This window comes from Glutamicibacter sp. NPDC087583 (assembly GCF_044743685.1).
GTDB lineage: Bacteria > Actinomycetota > Actinomycetes > Actinomycetales > Micrococcaceae > Glutamicibacter.
The window spans coordinates 47,440-71,930 of the sequence record NZ_JBIUWY010000006.1; the positions used below are offsets into that span (position 1 = coordinate 47,440).

At 65.8% G+C, this 24,491-nt stretch carries 24 protein-coding genes; 8 read left to right on the forward strand and 16 right to left on the reverse strand.

Annotation, left to right across the window (positions count from 1 at the left end; genetic code table 11):
* Positions 1-32 precede the first annotated feature (32 nt).
* A complete protein-coding gene (locus ACIOU9_RS14405; RefSeq protein ID WP_402697314.1) occupies positions 33-809 on the forward strand; it encodes an SDR family NAD(P)-dependent oxidoreductase in 777 nt (258 codons plus the stop codon).
* A 25-nt stretch (positions 810-834) separates the two neighbouring features.
* Here ACIOU9_RS14405 and ACIOU9_RS14410 read toward each other — a convergent pair whose 3' ends face one another.
* A complete protein-coding gene (locus ACIOU9_RS14410; RefSeq protein WP_402697316.1) occupies positions 835-1,758 on the reverse strand; it encodes a hypothetical protein in 924 nt (307 codons plus the stop codon).
* Positions 1,759-1,806: 48 nt separating this feature from the next.
* Complete coding sequence (locus ACIOU9_RS14415; RefSeq protein ID WP_332594858.1) at positions 1,807-2,829, reverse strand: pseudouridine synthase; 1,023 nt, start codon at positions 2,827-2,829, stop codon at positions 1,807-1,809.
* 60 nt (positions 2,830-2,889) lie between these two features.
* Here ACIOU9_RS14415 and ACIOU9_RS14420 point away from each other — a divergent pair, with 60 nt between their 5' ends.
* The gene (locus ACIOU9_RS14420) at positions 2,890-3,726 is read left to right on the forward strand and encodes a PhzF family phenazine biosynthesis protein (protein ID WP_332594857.1); all 837 of its coding nucleotides are present in this window, start codon (positions 2,890-2,892) and stop codon (positions 3,724-3,726) included.
* Between the two features lie 22 nt (positions 3,727-3,748).
* On the opposite strand, the gene ACIOU9_RS14425 is transcribed toward ACIOU9_RS14420, so the two are convergent.
* The 6 genes from ACIOU9_RS14425 to ACIOU9_RS14450 all read right to left on the reverse strand — a co-directional run bounded on the left by ACIOU9_RS14425 (position 3,749) and on the right by ACIOU9_RS14450 (position 11,039).
* On the reverse strand, positions 3,749-4,573 hold the full coding sequence (locus ACIOU9_RS14425) for a DNA-formamidopyrimidine glycosylase family protein (RefSeq protein WP_105658584.1): 825 nt from the start codon (positions 4,571-4,573) through the stop codon (positions 3,749-3,751).
* A 24-nt stretch (positions 4,574-4,597) separates the two neighbouring features.
* Positions 4,598-9,262, reverse strand: coding sequence for an ATP-dependent helicase (locus tag ACIOU9_RS14430; protein WP_402697319.1), 4,665 nt, complete (start codon positions 9,260-9,262; stop codon positions 4,598-4,600).
* A 39-nt stretch (positions 9,263-9,301) separates the two neighbouring features.
* Positions 9,302-9,604, reverse strand: a complete 303-nt coding sequence (locus ACIOU9_RS14435) for a transcriptional regulator (RefSeq protein ID WP_105658582.1) — start codon at positions 9,602-9,604, stop codon at positions 9,302-9,304.
* Entirely contained in the window at positions 9,588-10,049 is a 462-nt protein-coding gene (locus ACIOU9_RS14440) for a hypothetical protein (RefSeq protein ID WP_133834373.1), read from the reverse strand. The genes ACIOU9_RS14435 and ACIOU9_RS14440 overlap by 17 nt, the downstream gene beginning before the upstream one ends.
* Positions 10,050-10,052: 3 nt before the next feature.
* Positions 10,053-10,517, reverse strand: a complete 465-nt coding sequence (locus ACIOU9_RS14445) for a hypothetical protein (protein ID WP_402697321.1) — start codon at positions 10,515-10,517, stop codon at positions 10,053-10,055.
* A gap of 63 nt (positions 10,518-10,580) precedes the next feature.
* Positions 10,581-11,039, reverse strand: a complete 459-nt coding sequence (locus ACIOU9_RS14450) for a 23S rRNA (pseudouridine(1915)-N(3))-methyltransferase RlmH (RefSeq protein WP_388024484.1) — start codon at positions 11,037-11,039, stop codon at positions 10,581-10,583.
* 63 nt (positions 11,040-11,102) lie between these two features.
* Here ACIOU9_RS14450 and ACIOU9_RS14455 point away from each other — a divergent pair, with 63 nt between their 5' ends.
* Positions 11,103-11,816, forward strand: a complete 714-nt coding sequence (locus tag ACIOU9_RS14455) for a phosphatase PAP2 family protein (RefSeq protein WP_181148921.1) — start codon at positions 11,103-11,105, stop codon at positions 11,814-11,816.
* On the opposite strand, the gene ACIOU9_RS14460 is transcribed toward ACIOU9_RS14455, so the two are convergent.
* Positions 11,785-12,756 carry a D-2-hydroxyacid dehydrogenase family protein gene (locus ACIOU9_RS14460; protein ID WP_402697324.1) on the reverse strand — a complete coding sequence of 324 codons (972 nt, stop codon included), beginning with the start codon at positions 12,754-12,756 and terminating at the stop codon, positions 11,785-11,787. The genes ACIOU9_RS14455 and ACIOU9_RS14460 overlap by 32 nt on opposite strands.
* A 96-nt stretch (positions 12,757-12,852) precedes the next feature.
* Positions 12,853-14,700: a calcineurin-like phosphoesterase C-terminal domain-containing protein gene (locus ACIOU9_RS14465; RefSeq protein WP_402697326.1), complete on the reverse strand. Its 1,848-nt coding sequence runs from the start codon at positions 14,698-14,700 to the stop codon at positions 12,853-12,855.
* A gap of 179 nt (positions 14,701-14,879) precedes the next feature.
* On the opposite strand from ACIOU9_RS14465, the gene ACIOU9_RS14470 reads away from it, so the two are divergent.
* The 3 genes from ACIOU9_RS14470 to ACIOU9_RS14480 all read left to right on the forward strand — a co-directional run bounded on the left by ACIOU9_RS14470 (position 14,880) and on the right by ACIOU9_RS14480 (position 16,847).
* The gene (locus ACIOU9_RS14470) at positions 14,880-16,007 is read left to right on the forward strand and encodes a hypothetical protein (protein ID WP_133834380.1); all 1,128 of its coding nucleotides are present in this window, start codon (positions 14,880-14,882) and stop codon (positions 16,005-16,007) included.
* A 49-nt stretch (positions 16,008-16,056) separates the two neighbouring features.
* On the forward strand, positions 16,057-16,494 hold the full coding sequence (locus ACIOU9_RS14475) for an acyl-CoA thioesterase (RefSeq protein WP_332728436.1): 438 nt from the start codon (positions 16,057-16,059) through the stop codon (positions 16,492-16,494).
* A gap of 83 nt (positions 16,495-16,577) precedes the next feature.
* Complete coding sequence (locus ACIOU9_RS14480) at positions 16,578-16,847, forward strand: hypothetical protein (RefSeq protein WP_332487440.1); 270 nt, start codon at positions 16,578-16,580, stop codon at positions 16,845-16,847.
* Between the two features lie 186 nt (positions 16,848-17,033).
* On the opposite strand, the gene ACIOU9_RS14485 is transcribed toward ACIOU9_RS14480, so the two are convergent.
* Complete coding sequence (locus ACIOU9_RS14485) at positions 17,034-17,885, reverse strand: helix-turn-helix transcriptional regulator (protein ID WP_402697329.1); 852 nt, start codon at positions 17,883-17,885, stop codon at positions 17,034-17,036.
* A 214-nt stretch (positions 17,886-18,099) separates the two neighbouring features.
* On the opposite strand from ACIOU9_RS14485, the gene ACIOU9_RS14490 reads away from it, so the two are divergent.
* Positions 18,100-19,395, forward strand: a complete 1,296-nt coding sequence (locus ACIOU9_RS14490; RefSeq protein WP_332728437.1) for a benzoate/H(+) symporter BenE family transporter — start codon at positions 18,100-18,102, stop codon at positions 19,393-19,395.
* A gap of 101 nt (positions 19,396-19,496) precedes the next feature.
* Positions 19,497-20,288 (forward strand): aspartate dehydrogenase domain-containing protein, encoded by a 792-nt coding sequence (locus tag ACIOU9_RS14495; protein WP_332595435.1) that lies wholly within the window; start codon positions 19,497-19,499, stop codon positions 20,286-20,288.
* A gap of 15 nt (positions 20,289-20,303) precedes the next feature.
* Here the strand turns inward: ACIOU9_RS14495 and pcaC are convergent, their stop codons facing one another.
* The 5 genes from pcaC to pcaH all read right to left on the reverse strand — a co-directional run bounded on the left by pcaC (position 20,304) and on the right by pcaH (position 24,474).
* Positions 20,304-20,711, reverse strand: coding sequence for a 4-carboxymuconolactone decarboxylase (gene pcaC / locus ACIOU9_RS14500; protein WP_332487446.1), 408 nt, complete (start codon positions 20,709-20,711; stop codon positions 20,304-20,306).
* Between the two features lie 18 nt (positions 20,712-20,729).
* Entirely contained in the window at positions 20,730-21,527 is a 798-nt protein-coding gene (locus ACIOU9_RS14505) for an alpha/beta fold hydrolase (RefSeq protein WP_332487448.1), read from the reverse strand.
* Positions 21,509-22,915 carry a lyase family protein gene (locus ACIOU9_RS14510; RefSeq protein WP_332728438.1) on the reverse strand — a complete coding sequence of 469 codons (1,407 nt, stop codon included), beginning with the start codon at positions 22,913-22,915 and terminating at the stop codon, positions 21,509-21,511. The genes ACIOU9_RS14505 and ACIOU9_RS14510 overlap by 19 nt, the downstream gene beginning before the upstream one ends.
* A 145-nt stretch (positions 22,916-23,060) precedes the next feature.
* Complete coding sequence (gene pcaG / locus ACIOU9_RS14515; protein ID WP_133834385.1) at positions 23,061-23,639, reverse strand: protocatechuate 3,4-dioxygenase subunit alpha; 579 nt, start codon at positions 23,637-23,639, stop codon at positions 23,061-23,063.
* Position 23,640: 1 nt separating this feature from the next.
* Complete coding sequence (pcaH, locus tag ACIOU9_RS14520; RefSeq protein ID WP_402697333.1) at positions 23,641-24,474, reverse strand: protocatechuate 3,4-dioxygenase subunit beta; 834 nt, start codon at positions 24,472-24,474, stop codon at positions 23,641-23,643.
* Positions 24,475-24,491: the final 17 nt, after the last annotated feature.

Below are 24,491 nucleotides of genomic sequence, written 5' to 3' on the forward strand. Positions count from 1 at the left end.
ATCACAAGACCACTGTCTACAAAGGGGTAAACATGCAGTTGCAGGATTCAGTCGCTCTGGTCACCGGCGGCCTATCGGGATTGGGACGCGCCACGGCGCAGAAGCTGGCCACCGGGGCCAGGCATGTGGTGGTACTCGACCTGCCGCGTGAGGATGGCGATGAAATCGCCGCCGAGATCGGCGCGAATGTCCGCTTCGTGCCAGCTGATGTCACTGACGCGCAGCAGGTGGCTGCCGGCATCGAACGTGCCAAGGAACTTGGCACCCTGCGGGTGCTGGTCAATTGCGCCGGTGTGGCAACACCAGGCAAGGTGCTGGGCCGCGAGGGAGTGCTGCCGCTGGAGCGCTTCGCCAAGGTGCTGGACATCAATGTCAACGGCACCTTCAACGTGATCCGCCTGGCCGCAGAAGCCATGGCGCATAGCGAAGCGCCGAGCGATGAGCAGGGAACCACCGAACGCGGGGTCATCATCAACACCGCGTCGGTGGCGGCCTTTGACGGCCAGATCGGGCAGCCGGCCTATGCGGCCTCCAAGGGAGCAGTAGCGGCCATGACCCTGCCGCTGGCTCGCGAGCTGGCGAACCACCAGATCCGCGTCATGACCATCGCACCGGGCATTTTCCACACGCCGATGATGGCCGGCCTGCCGCAGGCTGCCCAGGACTCGCTCGGAGCCCAGGTGCCGCATCCTTCGCGTCTTGGACGTCCGGAAGAATACGCGGCATTGGTGGAGCACATCGTGGCCAACCCGATGCTCAACGGCGAAACCATTCGCCTTGATGGAGCCATCCGCATGGCGCCACGCTAGGCACCCGTGGCGGGCGCGGCCAGTCCTAGAACTCTATGGGCTTGCCGCGCTGCGCACGGTGCTCGGCATGGCTGATCTGGAACCGGCGGTTCTCGGCCATCAGGAAGACCAGCAAGGCCATGAAGATCCAGACCGCGCAGACCCACAGCGGTGCGGACTCATTGAGCCAGCCCTGGATGGCAGCGGCGATCATGCAGATTCCGAAGCCGCTGGCAAAGGCGTGGCGGCCGCGCTCCGAGTGGGCGAAGGCGGCGGCAACCACTGAAATTCCGGCCGCCACCACCACAGCAGGAAGTCCCTGCCCGCCGTCATTCCATCCGGCGGCGGCAAACCAGAGTTGCAGGGCATAGACCAGGCTGGAACCGGCAAAGAAGCTTACCGGGGCATCCGTTGCCCAGCGCTCCAAGCGGTTTCGCGCAGTATTCCTGTTCAGCTGGAGCACGCCGTACAGGGACAGCAGCGAAGCGATGGTTGCCAGGATGGCAGCGCTGATGGCCAAGAACCCGGAGGCCAGGGTGATGGCGCAGGCCATCATCGCTGTGGCCGGGATCGAATAAACGGAAATGATTCGTTGGCGTCGCGCCGAAAGCTGATTGCGGCGCAGCGAAAACGCGGCGCTCAGGACCAGCGCGATGGCAGTTGCCGGCCACAACACCGAATGCACCAGGCTGGTATCCAGCAGGCTGGACGGCGCGCGTCCATGCAGGCCGGAAGACAACGCCAACGAGGTCAGCAGCAGCAATAAGCCCGACGCGCCCAAGAGGTATCCGCGGACCGTGTCGAAAGGTTCCACTGCGGGGTTGGGGCGATGATCTGGCGCCGTGTAGGGCAACACGAAGGAGGACCGTTCTGCCGCCGAAGCAATGGCAGACTGGGCCGACTCCACCAGGGAATCGAGTTGCGGGGTCCGCTGGTGTTCGGCCATCTTGCCTTCATCCTTACGGGTCACGGGATAATAGGCACCAGCCTAGGGCAATTCTTCCCCCGTGAGAAGGGGTTATGGGACCGACGGCGCTTCCAGTAGCCGCTGTTGCGAGCTGAAGCTGCGCGCGTGGCCGGTCAGCGGATCGGTGAAGGAAATGGTGTGCGCCAGCAATTGCAGCGGGCGCCGGTAGTCATCCGGGGCCAGATCCCACAGCCGCGGATAGAACGCGTCATTGATGATGCCCAGGCCCAAGGAAGCCAGGTGCACTCGCAGCTGATGGGTCTTGCCCGATCGCGGTTCCAGATCCATCAAGGCGACCTCCAGCCCGGCATGGAAACCGGTGCTCGTTCCGATCGCCTCGAGCTTGACCAGGGTCTGGGCGTTCGGCTCGCCTTCTTCCACAATGGAACGCAGCTGGCCCTTGACCTTGGCCATCCGGTTCTCGAAGAGCAACGGCATCCGCTGCAGCAGGTCACGCAGCTCGGATTCCGGTTTGACCTGCGAATGCTCCCCATTTGGATGCAGCACCCGTCCAGTTTCCAGGCCTTCGCCCGGCTGCAGGGCGACCACCGCCTTGTAGCGCTTGGCGATCTCGCGGCGTTCGAAGAGCATCTGGTAATCGCCGCGGGTCGCCGGATTCACCGCGAAAAGAATGACCCCGGCGGTGGCCCGGTCCAGCCGGTGCATCGGCACCAAATCATCGATGCCGGTCTGGTTGCGCAGGCGCACCAGCGCGGATTCCTGGATGAAGCGTCCGCCGGGTGTGGTGGGGAGGAAATGCGGCTTGTCCACGACCAGCAGATGCTCGTCTTGGTGCAGGATCCTGGCTTCAAAGGGAATGGGAGTTTCTACCGGCAGGGAACGGTAGTACCAAATGAATTCGTGCTCGCCCAGGGGCGTCTGGCGGGTGAGCGGAGTGCCGCCCAAGCCAACGATCTGCTGCTCATCGAAGCGGCGCAGGATGCCCTCTGGATCCACATGGCCGAAGCGCTCAAGCAAATAATCTGCGACAGTTGCCCACGAACCGGTCCGCGGGAGGCGAAGACGAGTTGCATTGACGCCGTTGCGCACGGGAAGCGGGGATTCCATAGCCATAGGGGCTATTCTCCCATCTTTGCCAGGACTGCGCAGGCCGCGGTCTGCTAGGTTGGTTCGATGGCCATGCGTAAATACAGCGAAGTCGACGTCTTTTCTCCCACTGCATATCTGGGCAACCCCTTGGCTGTGGTCCACGATGCAGAAGGCCTGGCCAGCGGGCAGATGCAAGGATTTGCCAAGTGGACCAACCTGGCCGAGACCACGTTCCTGATGCAACCGGAGGATCCGGCCGCCGACTACCGGGTGCGGATCTTCTCTGCCACCCAGGAATTCCCCTTCGCCGGCCACCCGACGCTGGGCTCGGCCTTTGCCTGGCTGAAGGCCGGCGGGGTTCCCAAGAAGAAGGGACGGGTCATCCAGGAATGCGCCGCCGGGCTGGTGGAGGTGCGCGTTGAGCCGCAACGGCTATGGTTCGCTGCCCCGCCGCTGACCCGCTACGAACCGGTTGCCGAATTGCTGGTGCAGCGCATCGCCGAGGTACTGGCGATTCCCCGGGAGCAGATCCAGGATGCCTCATGGCTGGTCAACGGCCCGGAATGGATCGGGGTGAGGCTCTCCAGTGCGCAGCAGGTACTGGCCTTGGACCCGGATCCCAACGCCCTGGGGACGCTGGCCATCGGGGTTGCAGGTCCGCAGGAGCCAGGGGCCGGCACGCAGTTCGAAGTGCGTGCTTTCGTCGGCGGGGACCCAGTGTGGGAAGACCCGGCCACCGGCAGCCTCAATGCGGGCCTGGCCCGGTGGCTGGCCGATTCCGGGTTGGCTCCCGAACGCTACATCGCCGCCCAAGGCACCGCGATCGGGTACCAGGGCCGGGTGCATCTGCGCGTGGAGGACGGCGTGGTCTGGGTGGGAGGCGACGTGAACAGCTGCGTGCAGGGCGAAGTCGACCTCTAGGCTTGCAGCCGCACCCCGCCGCCTAGGCCGCTGGCTGGCAGGAAGGGCACAGGTAGCAGTCCCGCTCGGCACCGGTGGAAGCCGAGGGAATGCGCAGCAGCCCGATGCGGGTTCCGCAGCGCAGGCAGGGCTTCGACGCCCGGCCGTAGACCCACAGCGGGTCGCGGGTGCGCGGCTGCCCGGTAGTCACCCGCCGCGACCGGTCCTTGTTCACCACCAGCAAGCGGTGGGCCAGTTCGATTAATGCCGGCAGGCCGGCCACCTCGCCCACCGCGGTGAGCGGATGCACGCGCCGCAGGAACAGGATCTCGCTGCGGTAGACATTTCCCACCCCGGCCATGATCCGCTGGTCCAGCAGCGCTTGGCCGATGCCCAGCTGCGGATCGGCGCGCAGGTTGTCCAGCGCCCGTTGCGCATCCCAGTCCGGCCCGAGCAGGTCGGGTCCCAGATGGCCGACCACCTCGGATTCCTGTTCGGTTGGCAGCAGTTTCACCTGGGCGATCTCGAAGCCCACGGCCTTGGCGTTTGCTGTTTCCAGCACCACCCGGGCGGTATGCGCCGGGCGCTTCCAGCGTTCGCCTGGCGCATAGAGATCCCAGCGCCCTTCCATGAGCAGATGCGAATGCAAGGTCAGCGCAGGCTGGGCGAAGGCCGGGTTCGCAGTAGCCGGCGGCTGCAGGCGCATCAGCAGGTGCTTGCCCCGGGGGATGACCTCGCGCACCGTGTACCCGGCGACGTCCACGGTGGCCAGGGCCGGGACGCGGAAATCGGAGGCCAGCAGGATTTCGCCGGCCAGCGCCTGGTGCAGGCGGGCGGTGGCGCGGTAGACGGTATCGCCTTCGGGCATGGGCAGCGCTCCTTCGATAGCGGGTCAGCGGCGGAAGCGGATGCCTTGGGGCGTCGCATAGAAACCGGCGCCCAGCAGGGCGGCGCCGACCGGATGGCCCTGCACCGGCTGCCCGTCGACCGTGGCGATGGCGATCTTGTCGACCTGGGCGGTGCGCAGCGCGGCGACCATCGCCGTGGCGAGGATGCGCCAGGACGGCTCGGGCAGCTGCCCGAAGGTCAGCACCGTGCGCCCGCCGCGCTCCAGATAGAGGCTCAGGGCCCCGTCGAGCAGCCCGACGATTGCGCCGGCCTTGCGCCCGGGGCGGTGCCCGGTTTCGGTCGCAGGCCAAGCCAGCGCCGCGCCATAGGGGTTCGCCGGATCGGTGGAAGCCAGCACCGTGGCCACCGGCTGGCGGCGCGGGTCATCGGCCAGCTGGAATCCGCGCAGCCGGTCAATGGTGGTGGAGGTGGAGAACTGGGCGGCGCCGAGCTTCTCGACGAAGTAGCCGCGCCGGGCATGGCCAGCTTCTTCCAGCTTCGAGAGCACCCGGTAGAGCTGGCCGAAGCCGCCGGGCACCGACTCGGCGGCCACCGAGCCGCGGGTGAGCACCCCGTAGCGTTCCAGCATGATTTCCGCGGTGGCGTGGGCGCTGATCGTGGGGTCCGCTACCGGTGCGGGCAGCAGCGACCAGCGGGCCGCGCCGCGCGAGCCGCGCGCCGGCCCGCCGGCTTGTTCCCGGGCCAGCCGGTTCAGCCCGGAGAGCCGGTTCAATCGTGCGGCGCGGGCCCGCGGGGCGGGCTTGGCGATTTTGTGCGCGGTGCTTCCGCCGGCCAGGTAGCCGCGGATCGGCGCCATGGTATCCGGTGAAATGTACCCGGCCCAGAACAGCCTCCAGCAGGATTCGGCGACCTCGTGGCTGCTGGCCGCCGGCTCATCGCTGCGGTGGATGCGCCCGGCCAGCTCCTCGGCGAAGTAGGCGCCGGTGGACTCGAAGGCCTGGAGCACGCGCAGGTCCAGGGCTTGCAGCGCGCTGGCATCGGGCTGGGGAAGGCTCAGCGCTGCATGCTCGGCGGTGTGCAGCGACAGCCAGCCGTCCTTGCCGCCGGCGGCTCCGGCGCCGCAGATCAGGATATCCCCGGAGCTGCACAGCTCATCCAGCCAGGAATTCTGGTAGCCCCTCAGCCGGGCCGGGAACACGAAGGATTCCAGGGCGGAGGCGGGGACCTCGGCGCCGGCGAGCTGGGCAACGATTTCATAGGCGCCGTCGGCTCCCTGCAGCGAAGAACCGATCTGCTGCCAGGCCGGCAGGAAGCGCCCGTAGGTGTGCTGGTCCACCGGCTCCACCTCGGCGCGCAGCGCCGCCAGGGATCGGGTGCGGATGGTGCGCAGCACCGCCACGTCGCAGTATTCGTCGCCGGCCACGCCTTCGGGGACGAGCTCCAGCGGGCGGAAGGCCCCCAGCGACAAGCGGCCGGCGGCCACCAGCTGGTCGAGGACCGGGCGCAGCACCGCGACGCCCAGTCCCAGCTGCGCGGCCAGCTCCCCGAGGGTGAACGGGGCGTGGGTGCGGGCGAAGCGCGAGACCAGGTCCTGGATCGGAGCGGTGGCAGGCTCCAGGAAGGCCGCCGGGATGCCGGTGGGCAGCGGGGTGCCCAGCGCATCGCGCAGCTTGCCGGCATCCTCGATGGCCGCGTACACCAGCTGGCCGGAGCGGCGCAGGGTGAAAGCCCGGCGCGTGGAAACCAGGGCCTCGGCGTGGGCCCGGGCGCTGGCAGGATCCAGCGCCGCCTCGTCATCGGCCGGATCGCGCAGCCGGGCGGCCAGCTGCCCGGCGTCCAGCGGACCCAGCAGCCGCAGCAGGTCCGCGGCGCCTTCCATGCCCGCCAACCGGCGGTTGGCTGCCAGATGCTGCAGCTGCTCCTGCAAGGCCGAGATGACCTGCGGGTCCAGCACCTCGCGCACGTCGTTGCGCCCGAGCAATTCGCCCAGCAGCACCGGATCCAGGCTCAGGGCGGCGGCGCGGCGTTCGGCCAGCGGCGCGTCGGATTCGTAGAGGAACTGCGCCACGTAGCCGAAAAGCAGGGATTGGGCGAAGGGCGAAGGCAGCTCGGTGGTCACTTCCACCAGGCGGATGGCCCGCGAGGAGATGCTGGAGAGGATCCTGGACAGCGCCGGCAGATCGTAGACATCATTCAGGCATTCGCGCACGGTTTCCAGGATGATCGGGAAGTCCGGGTAGTTGCGGGCCACATCCAGCAGCTGGCTGGCACGCTGGCGCTGCTGCCACAGCGGGGTGCGCTTGGTCGGGTTGATCCGCGGCAGCAGCAGCGCGCGGGCGGCGCATTCGCGGAAGCGGGAGGCAAACAACGCGGAATTGGCCACCTGCGAGGTGACCACCTCGATGATCTCGTCGGCTTCGAAGGCGAAGAGGTCCGCCCCGGGCGGCTCATCGTCCATGGCGGGGATGCGCAGCACGATCCCGTCGTCGGCGGCCATCGCCGAGGCGTCCAACCCCCAGCGTTCGCGGACCCGCGCGCCGACGGCCAGCGCCCACGGGGCGTGCACGGCCAAGCCGAACGGGGAGTGCAGGATGACCCGCCAGTCGCCCAGTTCATCGTGGAAGCGCTCGACCACGAAATTCTGGTGGTTGGGCACCTGGCCGGTGGCCCGGCGCTGCTCGTCCAGGTAGTTGAGCAGATTGTTCGCGGCGAACGGATCCAGCCCGCTGCCGTGCAGCACTTCGGCCGCTTCGGTGCGTTCGCTGGCCAGCAGCTTCGTGGTGAATTCGCCCAGCGCCGCCCCGAGTTCCACCGGGCGTCCCAGCCCGTCGCCGTGCCAGAAGGGCAGCTTTCCGGGCTGGCCGAAGGCCGGGGTGACCAGCACCCGGTCGTGGGTGATGTCCTCGATGCGCCAGCTGGTCGCCCCGAGGGCGAAAATGTCTCCGACGCGCGATTCGTAGACCATTTCCTCGTCCAGCTCGCCCACGCGCTTGGGCGCCTTGTCATCCTCGGATCCGGCCAGGAAAACCCCGAACAGCCCGCGGTCCGGGATGGTGCCGCCGGAAATCACGGCCAGGCGCTGCGCCCCGGGCCGGGCGGTGAGGGTGCCGGCATCCCGGTCCCAGATCAGCCGCGGCTTGAGCGTGGCGAATTCATCCGAAGGGTACTTGCCCGAGAGCATGTCCAAGGTGGCCAGATAGGCGCTGCGCGGCAGCTGCTGGTAGGGGGCGGCGCGGCGCACGGTGTCGAACCATTGCTCTACGTCCAAGTCGTCCATGGCCACCGCGGCCAGGGTCTGCTGCGCCAGCACATCCAGCGGGTTGGCGGGGATCACCATCTTCTCGATGGCTCCTTGGCGCATGCGGGTGACCACCAGGGCGGTAGAGAGCAGGTCCGCCCGGTGCTTGGGGAAGAAAGCGCCCCGGGAGACCGAGCCGACCTGGTGCCCGGCACGGCCCACGCGCTGCAGCCCCGAGGAGACCGAGTTCGGGGATTCGACCTGGATCACCAGATCCACCAGCCCCATGTCGATGCCGAGTTCCAGGGAGCTGGTGGCCACCACGGCGCGCAGCTTGCCCATCTTCAGGTCTTCCTCGATCTGGGCGCGCGAATCCTTGGACACCGAGCCGTGGTGGGCACGGGCCAGTAACGGAGCTTCCGGGTGCGCGGCAGCGGTGGAACCGGCCTGGGCCATCATCGCGGCAGGGGTGGAGGTGGAAGCATCCTCGGCGCTGAATCCCTCGCGTTCGGCGTAGATTTCGTTCAGCCGTCCGGTCAGCCGCTCGGCCAGCCGGCGGGAGTTGGCGAAGATGATGGTCGAATGGTTGTCCAGCACCAGATCCACCAGCTGGTTCTCCACATGCGGCCAGATGCTCGCCGACGCCGCGGGGGAGGAACCCGGACCCAGATCATGCGCTCCGGCCGCGGAAGGCAGGTCGGTCATGTCTTCCACCGGGACGCGCACCGCCAACTCCCATTTCTTGGTGGACGGCGGGCGCACGATGTTCACCGGGGCGGAGCCGGCCAGGAAGCGGGCCACTTCTTCGGGCGGCTCGACGGTGGCAGAGAGCCCGATGCGCTGGGCCGGGGCGGGCAGCAGCGCGTCGAGCCGTTCTAGGGACAGGGCCAAATGGGTTCCGCGCTTGGTATTGGCAATCGCGTGGACCTCATCGATGATGACCGTATGCACCTGGGCCAGGGACTTGCGTGCTTGGCTGGTGAGCATCAGGTACAGCGACTCGGGCGTGGTGATCAGGATTTCGGGCGGGTCCTTGAGCAGCTTGCGCCGGTCGTTGGCCGGGGTGTCTCCCGAGCGCACTCCCACCGACACCGACGGCTGGGACAAGCCCATTTCGTGCGCGGTGGCGCGGATGCCAGCGAGCGGAGAACGCAGGTTGCGCTCCACGTCGACCCCGAGGGCCTTCAGCGGAGAAATGTAGAGCACCTTGGTGCCATTGCCTGCTGGATGATCGGCATCGGAGTCCATCCCCGGCAATGCTGGAGCGTCAAGTTCCGCGTGGTGCAGCCGGTCCAGCGCCCAGAGGAACGCGGCCAGGGTCTTGCCCGAGCCAGTAGGCGCGATGACCAGGGTGTGCTTCCCGTCCGAGATGGATTCCCAGGCGCCGCTCTGGGCAACCGTGGGCGCGGAGAAGACGTCGGTGAACCACTTGCGGGTGGCTGCGCCGAACCGGGACAGGACATCGCTCATGGAATCGATACTACGGTCTGCGAACGACAAGATCGGCCATTATCCGCCCGCCGTGATCTCCCGCAGGGCCGCCACATGGCTGACATAGGCCCGGCGTCCGGATTTGGTCAGCGAAACGCGCATATGGCTGCGCCCCAGCTTGGTGAACCGCTCGATGCCGATATACCCGGCATCGGCGAGCTGCTTGAGGTGCTTGCTCAAGACGGAGTCGGCGACATCGAGGATGCCGCGAAGGTGCGCGAATTCTGCCCACTGCACCGGGGCGAGGCTGGCGCAAATGCGCAGCCGGATGGGTGCATGGATCAGCTCGTCGAATTGCGCATTGCTAGATGGCTTGTTCATTTCCATCCTTGATGCGGGATTTGATGGTTTCGCGGCGCATGATCCACAGGGAACCGGTGAAGACAGCGGCCAATGCGAGGAATTTGGGTATCGCGAACAGCCAAGTCTGGGGAATCCAGAAGGTGCACAATTGCAGGGTGAGCATCATGAACAGCATGACAGCGATGTATTTGCCCGAGTGCCTCAATGCAGGACGGGACTTGGGCCGCTGTCGCGACCAGTAGGCGTACCAGGCGATCAATGGCACAAAGAGCACCGGCGACCAGTACCAAAGGGCGATGTCGATGACTCCGTAGAGCGAAAAGATTGCCGCCGAGACGATACCCAAGACAATCATGAACGCCCTAGGAGCTTCGGTGGAGTGGACACTGTCGGCTGATGACCGCTCAGCCTGCGACAGTAGTTCTGCCGCCTCATCGGGCAGCGGATTCTGCGAATGGCTCACCTGCTACACCGCCATTTCCTGGGCATCTTGCACACGGTCTTTGTCCCATGCCGCTTGCGCGGAGGAAAGCAAATGCCATAAGGCGGTGCAGGAGACGACTAGTTTCGCACCGATGCTCCAAGGGTCCTCGGCGACCCAAAAGCGCAGGCACATCACGATCATTGACGCCAGGAACGCGTACCAGCCGTAGGTTGCCGAGCTGCTGAGCAAAGGGCGCATCTTGGCGCGGCTGCGCATAATCACGTAGTGAACGAGGGCTGCAACGACAGCCACCGCGAATAACGCCAGAGCCATCTTTGGCGAAATGACATGTTCAAGACTCATCGCGGTGCTCCCGAGCACCACGTACACGAAGAGGGTGGCCCGGGAAGAAGTGCCGGCAGCGATCATCTTGTTCGAGGCCTGGTTCGCGGAGGCCAGGCGCTCCGCGGCGGTCAGCTTGTCGATTCGTTCTTGCCCCTCAGCCATGATTTCCCCACTTTCCGTTATGGAAAGTCTTGTCTTTCCAAATTGGAAAGTCAAGGGAATGGCTTAAACGTGATGGTACTTCCCGCCTGCCAGGATGTCCTGCGCGCGGTACAGCTGCTCGGTGAGGATCAAGCGCACCAGCTGGTGCGGGAAGACCAGCTTCGAAAGCGACCAGGTGAAATTGGCCCGCGCATGCACGGATGCGTCCACTCCGTAGGCACCGCCGATGATGATCACGACATTGCGCGAAGCATCAATCGGGGTGCGCAAAGTATTGGCCAACGCGGGGGAGTCCACGTTCTTGCCGCGTTCATCGAGCAGAACCACGAAGTCGCGTTCATCGATTTTCGCCAGGATGCGGGCAGACTCCTCGGTGCGGGCCGCGTCGTTCTCGCGCGAGGAATGGTTCAGCAGCTGCCAGGTGAGATTGAAGGGTTTCTTCAGCCGCTTCTCGTAGCGGGAAATTCCCTCGTCCACCCAGGATTCGTGTTTCTTGCCAACTGCCAGCACCTTGATCGTCATGCTTCCATTGTTCCGCATCGATCGAGTTCAGCGCTTCGCGCCCGCCCCGATACGATGGAAGCCATGCGATCCTCATGGTATTTCCGGCAAGGCCAACGTTCCCGCGGCGCACAGGTGCTGTGGATCATTTTCGGGCTGGTTGTCGCCATGTTCTACTTCACCCGCAGGGTGCTGGTCTCCCTGCACGCGGGCGGATGGGCCAGGGATCTGGATGCCCCAGCCTACCAATGGGCACTGGAGCACCAGTCGCCGTTCCTGTTTGCGGTCTCCGACTTCTTGTACTTCTGGGGATCCACACCGGGAATGACCATGATCATGCTGGTGATCACCTCATTGCTGTGCTGGAAAACCCGCAGTGCGTGGCCGTTGGCGGCCATCGCGTTCACTGCACTGGTCTCGGTCCTGCTGACCGTTATTCTCAAGACAAGCCTCCAGGTGCCGCGTCCCCAAGGCGTTCCCGGAGGCCCGGCGCCGCCGCAGACCTTTTCGTTCCCCAGCGGGCACACGCTGAACTCGGCCGCGCTGATCGGCATCGCCAGCTACCTGGCGATCATCTACGGGCTGCGCCGCTACGCGTACCTGATCTCCATCGTCGCGGCGCTATTCGTCCTGGCGATGGGAGCTTCCCGAATCTACATCGGGCACCACTGGGTCTCTGACGTGCTGGTGGGGTTGCTGATCGGGGCCGCATGGGCCGCCGTCGTGGCGATCCTGCACTACTACTTCGTGCCGCGGCCGCAGGTCCCTAGGCCAGCACCCGGATCGGTGCGCCGCTAGCCCACGCGCGGATGTCTTCCACCGCGTCGCGGTAGAACATCTCGAACTGCTCGATGGTCACATAGCCGATATGCGGGGTGGCAATCACGCCCCGGGTAGCGGCCAGCCGGTCCTTGGCCGGCAGCGGTTCCACGTCGAAGACATCCACCGCGGCCAGGTGCAGCTGCCGGCTGTCCAGCGCGTCGATGAGCGCGTCGGTCTGCACGATCCTGCTGCGCGAGGTGTTGACCAGGATGGAATCGGGACGCATCCACGCCAGCTGCTTGGGTCCGATGACCCCGGTGCTGCGCTCCGAGAGCTTCAGGTGCACGGTGACGATGTCGCTGGTGGAGAACAGCTCGGCTTCGGAGACCAGCTCCACGCCCACTTCGGTGGCGCGGGCCTTGGTGAGATTCTGGCTGTAGGCGATGACCCGCATGCCGAAGGCCAAGCCGACCTTCGCAACCTTCGCTCCCAGATTTCCCAGGCCGTAGACGCCCAGGGTCTTGCCGGACAGGCCCAGTCCGAAAGTGGTCTGCCAGCCCGAGCCAGCCGCCAGCGGGCGGTCCGCGGAAAACAGCTCCACGTCCAGTCGGCGTGCGGCGCTGAGGATCAGCGCCCAGGTGTGCTCGGCGGCATCGGTAGCCACGTAGCCGGTGTGGCTGACCACGATGCCCTGGTTCTTGGCAGCCTGCAGGTCGATGGATCCGTTGCGGCGGCCGGTGGTGACCAGCAGCTTCAGGTCGGGCAGCGCAGCCAGCCGGGCGGCCGGGAAAGGCGTGCGTTCGCGCATGGCGACGATGGCGTCGAAGGGCTGCAGCGCCTGGACGACGGTACTGTCCTCGTGGCCCAGGTGCTCGGTGAAGACCGTGACTTCGGCGTCCAGGGCGACGGCGAGGCCGTCGAAATCGGCCAGCGAGCGGGCCACGTTGTGGTAATCATCCAGGATTGCAATGCGCATGGATTCATCCTAGGCACCTGCAGCCGATGCTGTCCCACTGCGGGCGTAACAAAAAGCTGGTGCCTGCTCATGCAGGCACCAGCTCGAAGGATGGCGCTACCCGATGACCGTGAAATCCAATTCCTCGGTGAAAGAACGCCCATGCACGTCGGTGGCAGTCACCGTGGCCGTGTGCGCCCCGACGGAGAGATCATCTGGCAGTTCCAAGCGCCACAAGTGGCTGGTCTTCTCGGCGAAGCCGCCGCCATGGACGAATTGCTCGGCGATGGCCGCCGGATCCGAGTACTCGGCGCCTGACAGCGGGCGTTCGCCGGCCATTTTCTGCGTCCGCTCGGCCGCAACCGGGTCCTGGCCGTCGATGGAGACCTCGACAGCGGAGCCGGTGCTGCCCATCCAGAAGTTCGTGGTCAGCCAGGTGTCCTCGGCCAGTCCCTGCCGGCTCACCGCCAACGGGTCATCCAGGGCCGGAACCGTGCCGCGCTCCTTTTCCAGATTCTCCTCGTACCACTGCCGGTACGCCGGGGTGTTCAAGCCCAGGGACATCTGCTTGCTGGCATCCCCGCCGGTCACGGTGAAGCGCTCGGTGATCTTGGTGTTCTTGATGTCCAAGGTGAGCACTCCCGGAGGGGTCCCGTCGCGCTGGATGGAAGTCGGGTAGCCGTTCCCGGTAACCCGCCCGTCATACCACTGCCCGGAAATGGCCGGGACAGTCAAGTGCGTGAACGGCAGGCCTGCCTCGCCGACCTCGTCGCGCCAGCCATCCATCAGGTCCCCGGCGCGCAGGTTCTCTGACATGTGGGTGTGCCCGCCCAGGGAAACGACCTCGCGTCCTTCCAGCAATTCGTAGATCTCCCGGACCTGCTTGGTGGAATGCTCGTCGCTGTAGAAGAACTCCAGCAGGGGGCTGTGCCCGGCCAGGACGATGGCCTTGTTCTTGGGTACCTCGGCCAGGTCCGCGCGCAGCCACTGCAGCTGGCGCTTGCCCAGATCGTAGGTGTAGTCGCTCTTCTTGGCCGGAACCGCAGTCGGGTAATCGATGGTGCTCAGGGCGATGACGTGAGTCTTGCCCGTGTCGTAGGAGTAGTACTCCGGACCGAACTGGGCGCGGAAGGAATCGTACTCGTGCTGCCCGTCCAGCGAGTCGTAGTCGATGTCGTGGTTGCCCGGCAGGAACCGGGCCGGACCGTTGAGCATGGAGGACAGTTCTCGGGTCTGGTGGAAGAAGTTCAGGTCATCGCCCACGAGGTCGCCGATGAACAAGGCGCCGCAGCCGGTGTAGTCGGTGCGGGCCGCCAGATCGGCGAAAGCGCCTTCCCTGGCGTACTCGACTTCCTGCTGGGTATAGGTCTGCACATCCGCACCGATGACGCAGCTCTGCTCGGGCGATTGCGTGGCGCTGCTGGCCACCAGCGGGAAGTTGACTGCCTCGGGCAGCGGCCCGGTCGGGGCGATGCCGTCGTACTTCAGGTCCGGGGAGCCTTCAGGCAGGTGGGTGTAGAAGAATTGGGCGACGTTGTCGTCGTCGACCGGAACCTGGAAGCCCCGGGGCTGGGTGACGAACGCGGTCATGTTGTTGTATGCCGGAAGTTCGTAGCGTCCCTGCCCATCGGTGGCCACGACGTCGCGGCCGTTGGAAACCGTGACGTTCGGTAGGCCAGGCTCGTTGGCATCCTGCGTGGAGTTCTTGTTGCGATCCTCGAAGACCACTCCGTCGAGCGTCTCTTGCGCGGTGCCGCTGCGGCCAGTTCCTGCCGGGATCACCTCGACTGACCCGCGGTAGGCCGAGGAGCTCCAGTCCGCGGCGGACTTGGCTGCCGGCACTGCCTCGAGTTCCGGGGTGGCGCCGATGAATGCGGTGGAAGCTGCAATGGCAACTAGGCTTCCGGCGGTGAGATGCAGTGGGGTGAGATGATTGGTTTTGCCGGGTCGAGCGAAGATTTTCACGAACGTTCCTCCGGGTGGGGACAATCTGCCGGCCCCTTGGCCGGCCGTCTTCCACGGTGCCAATGGCAGGTGAATTGCAACCCCTGCTCAGGTAATGTCTAATAATCGATCCCGTAAATAGTTATCGACTGTCTTGGCGGGATTTACTGTTTTCGAACCAGTGAAATGAAGTGGCGCGGATGGAACTAGTGCAGGCGCTCATGGCAGGCGCGCGCGGGCGCAGGATGCTGTGGGAGTTCGCCACTGCCAGCGAAGAGAAGCTGCTACCGGCGTTCGGGGAGCATCCGCTGCATGCGGCGATGTTCTACGCCGCGTATCACGTGGCGGTAGAACGCGGCGAAAGCGTTGGCCTGTTTGGCGCGGATGAATCCAGCATGCCCGAAACCAGTGTCCAGCAGATCGCCCGGCGCCTGGACGGCACCACTTTGGTTCCGGCCACCGCAGCGCTGCTGCAGCAAGCGCTGGTCCGCTCGGTCGACAGTGCCCGCTATTGGCAGGAACCGGATGGGGAAGACACCCTGCTGGCGTTGCCGGAACTGGCCGCGCCGCTTGAGCGCGTGGCCCGGCACCTGGCGGACAGCGGGCTCGCGGCCTGGTGGCTGGATCCCGTGGATCTGCGCAACCAATTCCAGGTCGAATTCGACCAGCATGACCCGCAGGGCAGGACGCAGGCTCCCGGCAGCAATGCCCTGGGCCTACTGCAGGAGTGGAGGGCCGGCATCCTGGCGACCGAAGCCCGCGATGCCGCCGAAATGAGCAGCACCCCGCTGGGCAGCTTCAGCGGGGAATGGTGGTCCAAGCCCAGCAGCCGCCTGCCCTCCACTACCGGTGTGTTCCCAGACCGGGAGCCAGTGGGCCTGAGCTGCGTGGAAGACGGTTTTGGATGGGAGCAAGCCAGCGTCAGGTTCACGAGCGTGCCTCCCGCAGCCAAGGTGCTGGAGATCGCCACGGCCGAGGACTGGATCCGGCTCTGCCGCGAGCACGGCATCGAGGTCACCGCGCACAAGCGCCACGACTGGTACCTGTCCACCGGGCGCGACGGCGCATGGAAGATCCCCGACTGGCTGGCCGTGGCGCGCGATTACGACGGGGTGCATCTGGGTATCGGCGCCTATCTGGCGCTCGCCGGGCAATGCCTCGACATCGATGATAAATACGCCAGCGTGATTGCCGGGTGGGACCCGGACCAGGCGTTCTGGTTCACCGATGAGCTGCGGTGCTACGGGCCTGCACAGGAATGGATCTGTCTGGACGCCAACAACGAGGATGCACGGTGGGTGCCTTCCGGCGATGGCCCAAGTTCATGAGCCGTCACGGGCGCAGTAGCCAGCCCGGGTTTCTGGTGCAATGGGTTCCATGAGTGAAACGACAAACGATGGACTGGCCGCGGCTACCGAAGTCATCTTGCAGCTGCGCTGGTCGGACCAGGATGCCCTGGGACATGTGAACAATGCGCGCATCGTGACCCTGATGGAAGAAGCCCGCATCCGCTGGACGCGCGAGGACGGGACAACAGGCCGTTTCGAATTCGGCACCGTGGTGGCATCGATCCAGATCGACTACCTGCGCCCGCTGTACTACCAGCCCGAGATGCTCATCCGCATGGGCATCAGCCGGCTGGGCAACAAGTCCTTCACCGTGCGGGGCATCGGTTACCAGGACGGGCAGCCGGTATTCGACTCGACCACGGTCATGGTGCCGCTGGCAGCCGATGGCATCTCGTCGCGCCCGCTCAACGAGCTGGAGCGCAGCTGGCTTCTGGCGTCGAAGGTTCCGCCTTCTGCCACCAGGTAATGGAGCTACTGTATCTCTTGGCTGAAGATGACGTGAGGCGAGAAAATCATGCTAGTGTATGAACCGAATTTAGGGGAGTTGTGATGTGGATTTTATTCGGTTCAGTTGGATTTCTCGTCCTGCTGTGGCTTGTCCGTTTAGCAATCAATCCAATCGGAACCGCAGTTAACACGCTGCGGGTATTGCTGTTCATATTGTCATCTGCCCTATTCATCTTGTGGCTAACCCTCTCTGAGAAACAAGATGCCAATGATTTCGAAGTGCTGTGGTTTTCGCTTATCGTTGCAGGCCTGTGGCTTTTGACATTTATTCTTCCTGCTGTAGCCCGCCGCGCGGCGGGGAGACGTCAGTAGAAGTTCCTATCGCAAGACGCGGATGCCGATACAACTCGCGGACCATCTGAATTATGCAATGGCGCTGTGCAACCGCCGTACCTCGGGGTAGAGAGCTGCCCGACCGATTGCCGATGGCATCTCGTCGCGCCCGCTCAACGAGCTGGAGCGCAGCTGGCTCGGCAAATCGCTGATCCCAGCACGCAGCTAGGCTTTGGGCACCGGTCCCTGGCCGTTGAGCAGCGCGGCCAGATCGCGCAGCTTCGCTTCGGAGTCCGAGCCCGGCTCGGTGGTGTAGATGAACAGGGTCTGGTCTGGTGCCCCGGTCACGTCCAAGGCCTCGTAGTTGACCTCCAGATAGCCCACCTGGGGATGGTTGAACCGCTTGATCCCGTCCCGCCGCTCGACCACCCGGTGATCGGCCCACCAGGTGCGGAATTCTTCGCTGTTCATGGACAGCTCTCCGATCAGCTGCGCGAGCAGCGGATCATGCGGATGGCGCCCGGCATCCAGGCGCAAGGTGCCGACCATCGAGGCGGCGATCTGCTCCCAGTCGGCGTAGCGCTGCCTGGCTTCGGGATCCAGGAAGGCCCAGCGGATCAGGCTGCGGTGGCGCACCGGCTTGGCGAGGAAGTCGGTGAGCAGGCTGGCGGCCAGCGCATTCATGCCCAGCACCTCGGTACGCCGTCCGCGGATGAAGGCCGGATGCCCGGTGAAGGAATCCAGCAGCTGATGCAATGAGGGGCGTACCCGCTGGATGCTGCTCGACGGGCTGTTGCGCCCGGAGCCGGACACCGAGCGGGCCAGGTTGAATAAATGCCCGGCGGCCGTCTCATCCAGTTCCAGGGCCTTGGCCAACGCGCCGAGCACGGATTCGGAGGGGCGCTTGTGCCGGCCCTGTTCCAGCCGGGTGTAGTAGTCGGTGCTCACACCGGCCAGGACCGCGACCTCTTCGCGGCGCAGCCCAGGCACGCGCCGCCGGGGGCCGCCATCGCCTGCCGGGCTGACCAAGGCCCGCCGGGCCTTGAGGAATTCGCCGAGCTCGGTATTGGAATTCATCCCTGCATTCCTTTCATCCGCGGGCCGCATCGCCCCGGTCTTATCCTAGCCCTGCGTACCTTGGGATCTGCAGCCAGAACTATCCTAGGAATGCCATACCCCGGATCAATACGCCACGCCCTACGGCCCCTGGGACCGTGCAATGGTGGTGGACTATTAATGCCACTGCCACTGCCACTGCCAATGACACTGCCACCATCGCCCAGGAGCGCACATGCCCAAACCAGCCAATGACCTGCCGACCCGCGAATCGACTCCAGCAGCTGCGGGAGCACCGCGCGAACCGCTGCTGGAGCGGGCCGCGCAGCGGCCTGCCGGAATTCGCGACCTGCTGCGCGACGTGGGCGGGGTGTATGCCAGCAATGGCGTGATCGGGCTGGTCTTCTCCGCTTCGGGCCCCATCGCGGTCACCCTTGCGGTGGGTGCCGCTGGCGGGCTGTCCCAGGCCGAGATGGCTTCCTGGGTCTGCGGGATCTTCCTCTCCGCCGGGTTGGCGACCATCGTGATGTCCCTGCTCTACCGCCAGCCGCTGGGATTCGCCTGGTCCATCCCCGGCACGGTGCTGCTGGGTCCTTCGCTGCAGCACCTGTCCTTCCCCGAGGTGGTCGGGGCGTTCTTCGTCTCCGGGGTGCTGGTCCTGGCCTTGGGCGCTACCGGGGTGGTGCGCCGGATCATGGCGGCCATTCCCATGCCGATTGTGATGGCCATGGTGGCCGCGGTCTTCTTGCGCTTCGGCACCGATATCGTCTCGTCCACCCAAGCCAACCCGGTGGTGGCCGGCCCCATGGTGCTGGTCTTCGTCCTGCTCGCTGCGGTGCCGGCGCTGGGCAGAAGAATTCCCCCGGTGCTGGGCACGCTGATCGCCGGGGTCATCGCGGTGGCCGCCAGTGGCCAGTTCGCGTTGGACGCAGCTGGCGGGCCCGTGCTGGCCACCCCGGTGTTCACCGCTCCGGAATTCACCTGGGCTGCGCAGCTGGAACTGGTGGTGCCGTTGGCCATCACCGTGCTGATCGTGCAGAATGGCCAGGGTGTCGCGGTGCTGCGCTCTGCCGGGCACCGGCCCCCGGTCAATGCCTTTGCGCTGGCCTCGGGCGGGTTCTCGATCCTTAATGCCTGCTTCGGCGCGGTGTCCGCCTGCGTCACCGGGCCAACCAACGCGTTGCTCACATCATCTGGCGAAAAGCACCGCCAGTACACCGCAGCGGTGGTCTATGGCTTCCTGTCCCTGCTCTTCGCCCTGTTCGCTCCAACGCTGACGCGCTTCATGCTGGCCACCCCTGAGGCTTTCGTGCTGGCCTTGGGAGGCATCGCCATGCTCAAGGCCCTGCAGCAGGCCTTTGTGACGGCCTTCGCCACCAAATTCACCCTGGGCGCCCTCGTGACGTTCGTGGTGACCATTTCCGGCCTGGACCTGTTCAACATCCACGCCGCCTTCTGGGGCATCCTCATCGGATATGGCGTCTCCCGGCTCATGGAACGCACGGACCATTCGGCCGCTTCCGGGCACTAGCGGCAATGGCCCTCACCCTGGCCAGCTGGCAGTTCGTGCCGAGCCTGCGAGCTGGCCTAAGCTGGCGGTAGCTTACATCGATCTTTTCGGACAGGACGGGCATGGCCACGGGCAGCATGTATCGGGTGGGAGTACTGGGCCACGGGGCGATCGGCTCCGTGGTGGCGGAGCAACTGGCAGCCGGGACGGTGCACGGTGCCCAGCTCGAAGGGGTGATCCTGCGCCGTCCGCAAACCGGGCTGGAGCATGAGCAGCTGAGCTGGGAGTCGGCCCTGGAGCGCTGCGACCTGGTGGTCGAATGCGCGGGCCAGCAAGCCCTGCGCGAGAATGCGGTGCGCATCCTGGCCTCCGGGGTTGACCTGCTGGCCAGTTCCATGGGAGCGCTGGCTGACCCGGAGTTCGCCGCGCAAGTGCAGGCCGCCGGACCGGGACGCTTGTCCAGCACTGCCGGGGCCATCGGCGGATTGGACCTGCTGGGCGCGGCTGCCCGGATGGGCGGCATCGACCAGGTGCTGGTGACGACGCGCAAGCTGCCGGCCACCTTGGTGCAGCCGTGGATGGATGCGCAGCGGCGCGGTGAATTGGAGCAGGCCGCCGGACCGGTAGAGGTATTTCGCGGTCCAGCCGCGGCAGCGGCCCAGGACTTCCCGAAGTCATTGAATGTGGCCGCGGCGGTGGCGTTGGCTGTGGGGGATTGGGATGCGGTGACAGCCAGATTGATCGCCGATCCGGAGGCAGGCCTGACCGAGCACCGCATCGAGGCGCGCGGCCCAGCCGGCGAGTACAGCTTCTCGATCAAGAACCACCCCTCGCCACGCAACCCGCGCACCAGCGGCATCGTCCCGTGGGCCCTGCTGCACTCGATCCGGCAAGCCGCGGCGGCGCGCCGCTAGCGGCGCGCGCCACCGCTATTGGCCTTCGGCTGCCGCGTACTCCTCCAGCACCTTCTTGCCGATCTTGAACGCCACGTTCGCCGCCGGAACGGAGCAGTAGATGGCGCATTGCAAGAAGACTTCCTTGATTTCTTCGGGAGCCATGCCATTGCGCAGGGCCGCGTGCACATGCATTTCCAGTTCTTCCCAGTAGCCGCCGGCGATCATTGCGGTCAGCGTGATGGCGCTGCGGGTAGTGCGCGGCAGGCCGTCGCGGGTCCAGATGGTGCCCCATGCGTAGCGGGTGATCATTTCCTGGAATTCGTCGGTGAACTCATTCGAGTTCCTGGTGGAACGCTCAACGTGCTCGTTGCCCAGCACCTGGCGGCGTAACTCCATGCCAGCATCATAGGTATCGCCGGGAAGGCGCGGTGAATCAGCCATTTCTGCAGGTCCTCGCTTCTAGTTGGCCAGCAAGAACTCGGCCAGCAAGGCCGCGGTCTCTTCGGGTGCTTCGGCCGGGGCCAGGTGGGCGGCCGAATCGATGACCGCCATGGTTCCGCGGGGTGCATTTTCGGCGATGAACTCCGCGTCTGCCGGAGGGCACACCTGGTCCTGTGCGCCGTTGATGGCAATGATCGGGTCGCTGGTTGAAGCCAGCTGCCCGCGCACGTCGAATCCTGCCAAGGCGCCGCAGGCGTGGGCGTAGGCGAAGCGGTCAGCGTTCTGCAGGCTGTGCAGCAGCTCGGTGCTGATCACCGGCTCCTTCTCGATGAATCCCGGTGCGAACCAGCGCTCGGCAGAACCGGCGACCATGGTCGGGGTGCCGGCCTTGGCGACCAGCTCGGCACGGTCGGTCCATCCTTCGGGGGTGCCGATCTTCGCCGCAGAGCAGATGGAGGACAACGCATTGAAGAAGCCGGCGTGGTCCACGGCCAGCTGCAGGGCGGTGGCCCCGCCGACCGACACTCCGGCGTAGTACAGCTTGCTGCCCTCGGAGATGACGCCGTCGGCACGCAGCGCCTCGACGGCCTTGGTGACGCCGGTAGCCAGTTCGGCCAGCGAGAAGGCTTCGGTGGACGGCTTGCTTTCGCCGTGCCCCGGCAGGTCCCAGGCGATGACCTGGAACTTGTCCTTGAGGTAAGGCAAGGCCGGGGCCCACAGCGGCAGGGCCGCAGTGCCCAGCGAGGGGCCGACGATGAGGGTGGGAAGTGCCTTGTCGGTGTGCAGCAAGGAGGGGGTTAGTTGCGGGACTGCCATGATTCCTTCCGTGCCGAGTAATCGGCGAGTACGGTTTCGGTGAAGCGATCCGCGGCACCGAGGTAGCCAGCTGGATCAAATAATTCGTAGAGGTCCTGGTCGTTCAAGTCATGCACGGAGATTTCCAGGCGCAGCAGATCGCGCAGGGAAATGCCCTCGTCGAGGCTGCGGCGCACCAATGCCTGGATGGCCGGTTTTCCGCCGACCACCAGATCAGCCAGGGCGGCAGCGAGTCGTTCGGAGAGCACGGCATCTCCGCCCAGGGCGAGGTTCCGCTCGATGGCAGCGCGATCCACTCCCAGGCCGTTGGCCAGGAACGAAGCGTGGAATGCCGCCCCTGATGCCAGCCGGGCCAGTTCGCGCAGGGCACTCCATTCGGCGTGCCAGCCGCCATCGGGGCGTTCATCCACCGCGGTGCCGGCAGCAGTGAACAGGGTGGAGAGCAATCCGGGGGCGCTGAATGCCGCATTGCGCAGCAGTACCGAGCGCACCGGGTTCTGCTTCTGCGGCATGGCCGAGGAGCCGCCCTTGCCGGCCTCGCGAGGTTCGGACAGCTCGCCGATTTCCGGACGGGAGGCGGTGAGCACATCAGCGCCCAGGGTCCCCAGCGCGGCAATGGCCGCACCCAGTGCGGAGCCAAGCTGGAGAATCGGCATGCGGTTGGTGTGCCAGGGCGTTCCCGGATCCTCCAGGCCCAGCAGGGCCGCCAGATCCGAGGACAGCGACTGGCTTGTGGCCGTTGTCTCCGGCTGGCCGGAGAGCAGCTGCTCCAGGGAGGCGAGCGTGCCTACCGCACCGCCCCATTGCAAGCGCAGCTGCCGCGCCGCGGCATCCAGCTGCTGCTCGGCATCCAGCACGGCCGAGAGCCAGCTGGCCGCTTTCCAGCCCAAGGTGGTGGGCAGCGCATGCTGGGTCAGCGAGCGGGCAATGCACACGGTCCCGCGGTGGGCCTGCGCCAGGGCAGCCAACCCGCCAGCGGTGCTGCGCAGATCTGCCAGCGTGAGCGTGAACGTCTTGGACAGGACCAGCATCAGCGCTGTGTCGATGATGTCCTGGCTGGTTGCACCGCGGTGCAACGCGGTGCCCGCAGTTGCCGCGGCCCCGTCGTGCTTGAGCAGGTCGCGCATCATGCCCAGCAGCGGGATGAGCGCATTGGCCCCATCCGGTGTCCTGGAGGCCAGCAAGGCCAGGTCGAAGCGGTCCACGCTGGCCACCTCGCGCACGGCCTGCGCATCCTGGACGCTGCACAGGCCGGCATCCGCCTGGACCTGCACCCATCCGGCTTCGGCATCCAGCATGGCTTGGACGAAAGACGCATCGCTGGCCAAGGCCGCGGCCGCAGTTCCTGCCCAGGCGGGGGCCAGCACGCCGTAGTCTGCGCCATCCATTCGGTGCCTCGATTCTTAGCTGTTGAGCGTATAAGCCGTCTATCTAGAACTGTAGTGCCCGGCAACGGGCAACACCCCGCCGGGCGCTCCAACGCCCGTAACAGTGCGGGCGCTGGGGCAATCCAGCGGGGTGTCGCGGTGGCAACTAGCTCTCGCGCGGGTAGGAGAGGAACACCGTTTCGTTCCCGCCTTGCAGGCGGATATCGAAGCACAGCGAGCCATCGTCTTCGCGAGCAGCAATCAGCGTTGCGCGTTCTGCTTCGCCCAGCGATGACAGCAACGGGTCGCTAGCCAGCGCTTCGGTGTCCTCCGGCAGGTAGATGCGGGTGAACAGGCGATTGAGCAGGCCGCGGGCGAAAACCGCGAGCATGATGAACGGGGCCTTGCCCTCTTCGGTAGCGCCCGGGTTCACGGTGGTGAAGGTGTAGTGCCCGGCGTTATCCACCGCCGCCCGTCCCCACCCGGTGAAGGTGTAGCCGTCGCGAACCAGCGAGCCATCGCGGGAAACGACATTGCCGTTCTCGTCGGCCTGCCAGATTTCCAGCAGGGCGTCCGGAATGGCCTCGCCGTTGCCGTCATAGACCATCCCGTGCAGGCGCACCGAGCGGGGATGGGCCTGGCTGATCAGCTCATTGCCCTTCTCATAGGGCAACGCGTAGCCGTAGAACGGGCCGATGGTCTGCCCCGGTGTGGGGGCCAGCTTCAGTTCTGGTGCCTGAGCCATGCTAGTGGTCTCCCTCTTCATCTTCCATCCAGGTGCGGTTGGAGCCGGTGAGTACGATGTCCCAGTTGTAGCCGGTAGCCCATTCATGGGTCGTCAGCGAATGGTCGTAGCTGGCGACCAGGCGGTCGCGCGCTTCCTTGTCGATGATCGCCTGGTAGATCGGGTCGAGGCTGAACAGCGGGTCGCCCGGGAAGTACATCTGGGTGATCATGCGCTGGGTGAAGTCGGTGCCGAACAGCGAGAAATGGATGTGTGCCGGGCGCCAGGCATTGTGGTGGTTCTTCCACGGGTAGGGTGCCGGCTTGATGGTGGTGAAGGAGTATTCGCCGTTCGGGCCGGTGATGGCGCGTCCCACGCCGGTGAAGTTCGGATCGATCGGGGCCGGATGCTGGTCGCGCTTGTGGATGTAGCGTCCGGCGGCATTGGCCTGCCAGATTTCCACCAGCTGCCCGGCCACCGGGCGGCCGTCGCCATCGAGCACGCGGCCGGCGACCACGATGCGCTCGCCGATCGGCTCGCCGTTGTGCTGGATCGTCAGATCCGATTCCAGCGCGTGCACGTCGCGCTGGCCGAAGGCCGGGGAGTGCAGCTCAATGGTTTCCGGGTCCACGTGGCGCAGGTTCTTGGTCGGGTGGCGCAGCAGCGAGGAACGGTAGGGCGCGAAGTCGATGCGCGGCTGGGTCTCGGCTTTCTTGCCCTCGACCACCGACTGGCGGTAGGCCGCATGTATATCGGCGATTTCCTGGCTGATGGATTCTTGCGAGAGCGTCGTGGCTGCGGGGTCCAGCACGGGGGAATCGCTGAACGACTCGTTAGCTGTGGTTTCGGTGCTCACTGCGTGCTCCTTTCGAA

Coding starts and splice junctions, on each gene's coding strand:
- ACIOU9_RS14485 (WP_402697329.1), bottom strand. CDS start 17,885: ATGAATTCCAATACCGAGCTCGGCGAATTCCTCAAGGCCCGGCGGGCC.
- ACIOU9_RS14460 (WP_402697324.1), bottom strand. CDS start 12,756: ATGCGCATTGCAATCCTGGATGATTACCACAACGTGGCCCGCTCGCTG.
- ACIOU9_RS14450 (WP_388024484.1), bottom strand. CDS start 11,039: ATGACGATCAAGGTGCTGGCAGTTGGCAAGAAACACGAATCCTGGGTG.
- ACIOU9_RS14405 (WP_402697314.1), top strand. CDS start 33: ATGCAGTTGCAGGATTCAGTCGCTCTGGTCACCGGCGGCCTATCGGGA.
- ACIOU9_RS14475 (WP_332728436.1), top strand. CDS start 16,057: ATGAGTGAAACGACAAACGATGGACTGGCCGCGGCTACCGAAGTCATC.
- pcaC (WP_332487446.1), bottom strand. CDS start 20,711: ATGGCTGATTCACCGCGCCTTCCCGGCGATACCTATGATGCTGGCATG.
- ACIOU9_RS14480 (WP_332487440.1), top strand. CDS start 16,578: ATGTGGATTTTATTCGGTTCAGTTGGATTTCTCGTCCTGCTGTGGCTT.
- ACIOU9_RS14455 (WP_181148921.1), top strand. CDS start 11,103: ATGCGATCCTCATGGTATTTCCGGCAAGGCCAACGTTCCCGCGGCGCA.
- ACIOU9_RS14490 (WP_332728437.1), top strand. CDS start 18,100: ATGCCCAAACCAGCCAATGACCTGCCGACCCGCGAATCGACTCCAGCA.
- pcaG (WP_133834385.1), bottom strand. CDS start 23,639: ATGGCTCAGGCACCAGAACTGAAGCTGGCCCCCACACCGGGGCAGACC.
- ACIOU9_RS14445 (WP_402697321.1), bottom strand. CDS start 10,517: ATGGCTGAGGGGCAAGAACGAATCGACAAGCTGACCGCCGCGGAGCGC.
- ACIOU9_RS14435 (WP_105658582.1), bottom strand. CDS start 9,604: ATGAACAAGCCATCTAGCAATGCGCAATTCGACGAGCTGATCCATGCA.
- ACIOU9_RS14425 (WP_105658584.1), bottom strand. CDS start 4,573: ATGCCCGAAGGCGATACCGTCTACCGCGCCACCGCCCGCCTGCACCAG.
- ACIOU9_RS14470 (WP_133834380.1), top strand. CDS start 14,880: ATGGAACTAGTGCAGGCGCTCATGGCAGGCGCGCGCGGGCGCAGGATG.
- ACIOU9_RS14415 (WP_332594858.1), bottom strand. CDS start 2,829: ATGGCTATGGAATCCCCGCTTCCCGTGCGCAACGGCGTCAATGCAACT.
- ACIOU9_RS14510 (WP_332728438.1), bottom strand. CDS start 22,915: ATGGATGGCGCAGACTACGGCGTGCTGGCCCCCGCCTGGGCAGGAACT.
- ACIOU9_RS14430 (WP_402697319.1), bottom strand. CDS start 9,262: ATGAGCGATGTCCTGTCCCGGTTCGGCGCAGCCACCCGCAAGTGGTTC.
- ACIOU9_RS14420 (WP_332594857.1), top strand. CDS start 2,890: ATGGCCATGCGTAAATACAGCGAAGTCGACGTCTTTTCTCCCACTGCA.
- ACIOU9_RS14505 (WP_332487448.1), bottom strand. CDS start 21,527: ATGGCAGTCCCGCAACTAACCCCCTCCTTGCTGCACACCGACAAGGCA.
- ACIOU9_RS14495 (WP_332595435.1), top strand. CDS start 19,497: ATGGCCACGGGCAGCATGTATCGGGTGGGAGTACTGGGCCACGGGGCG.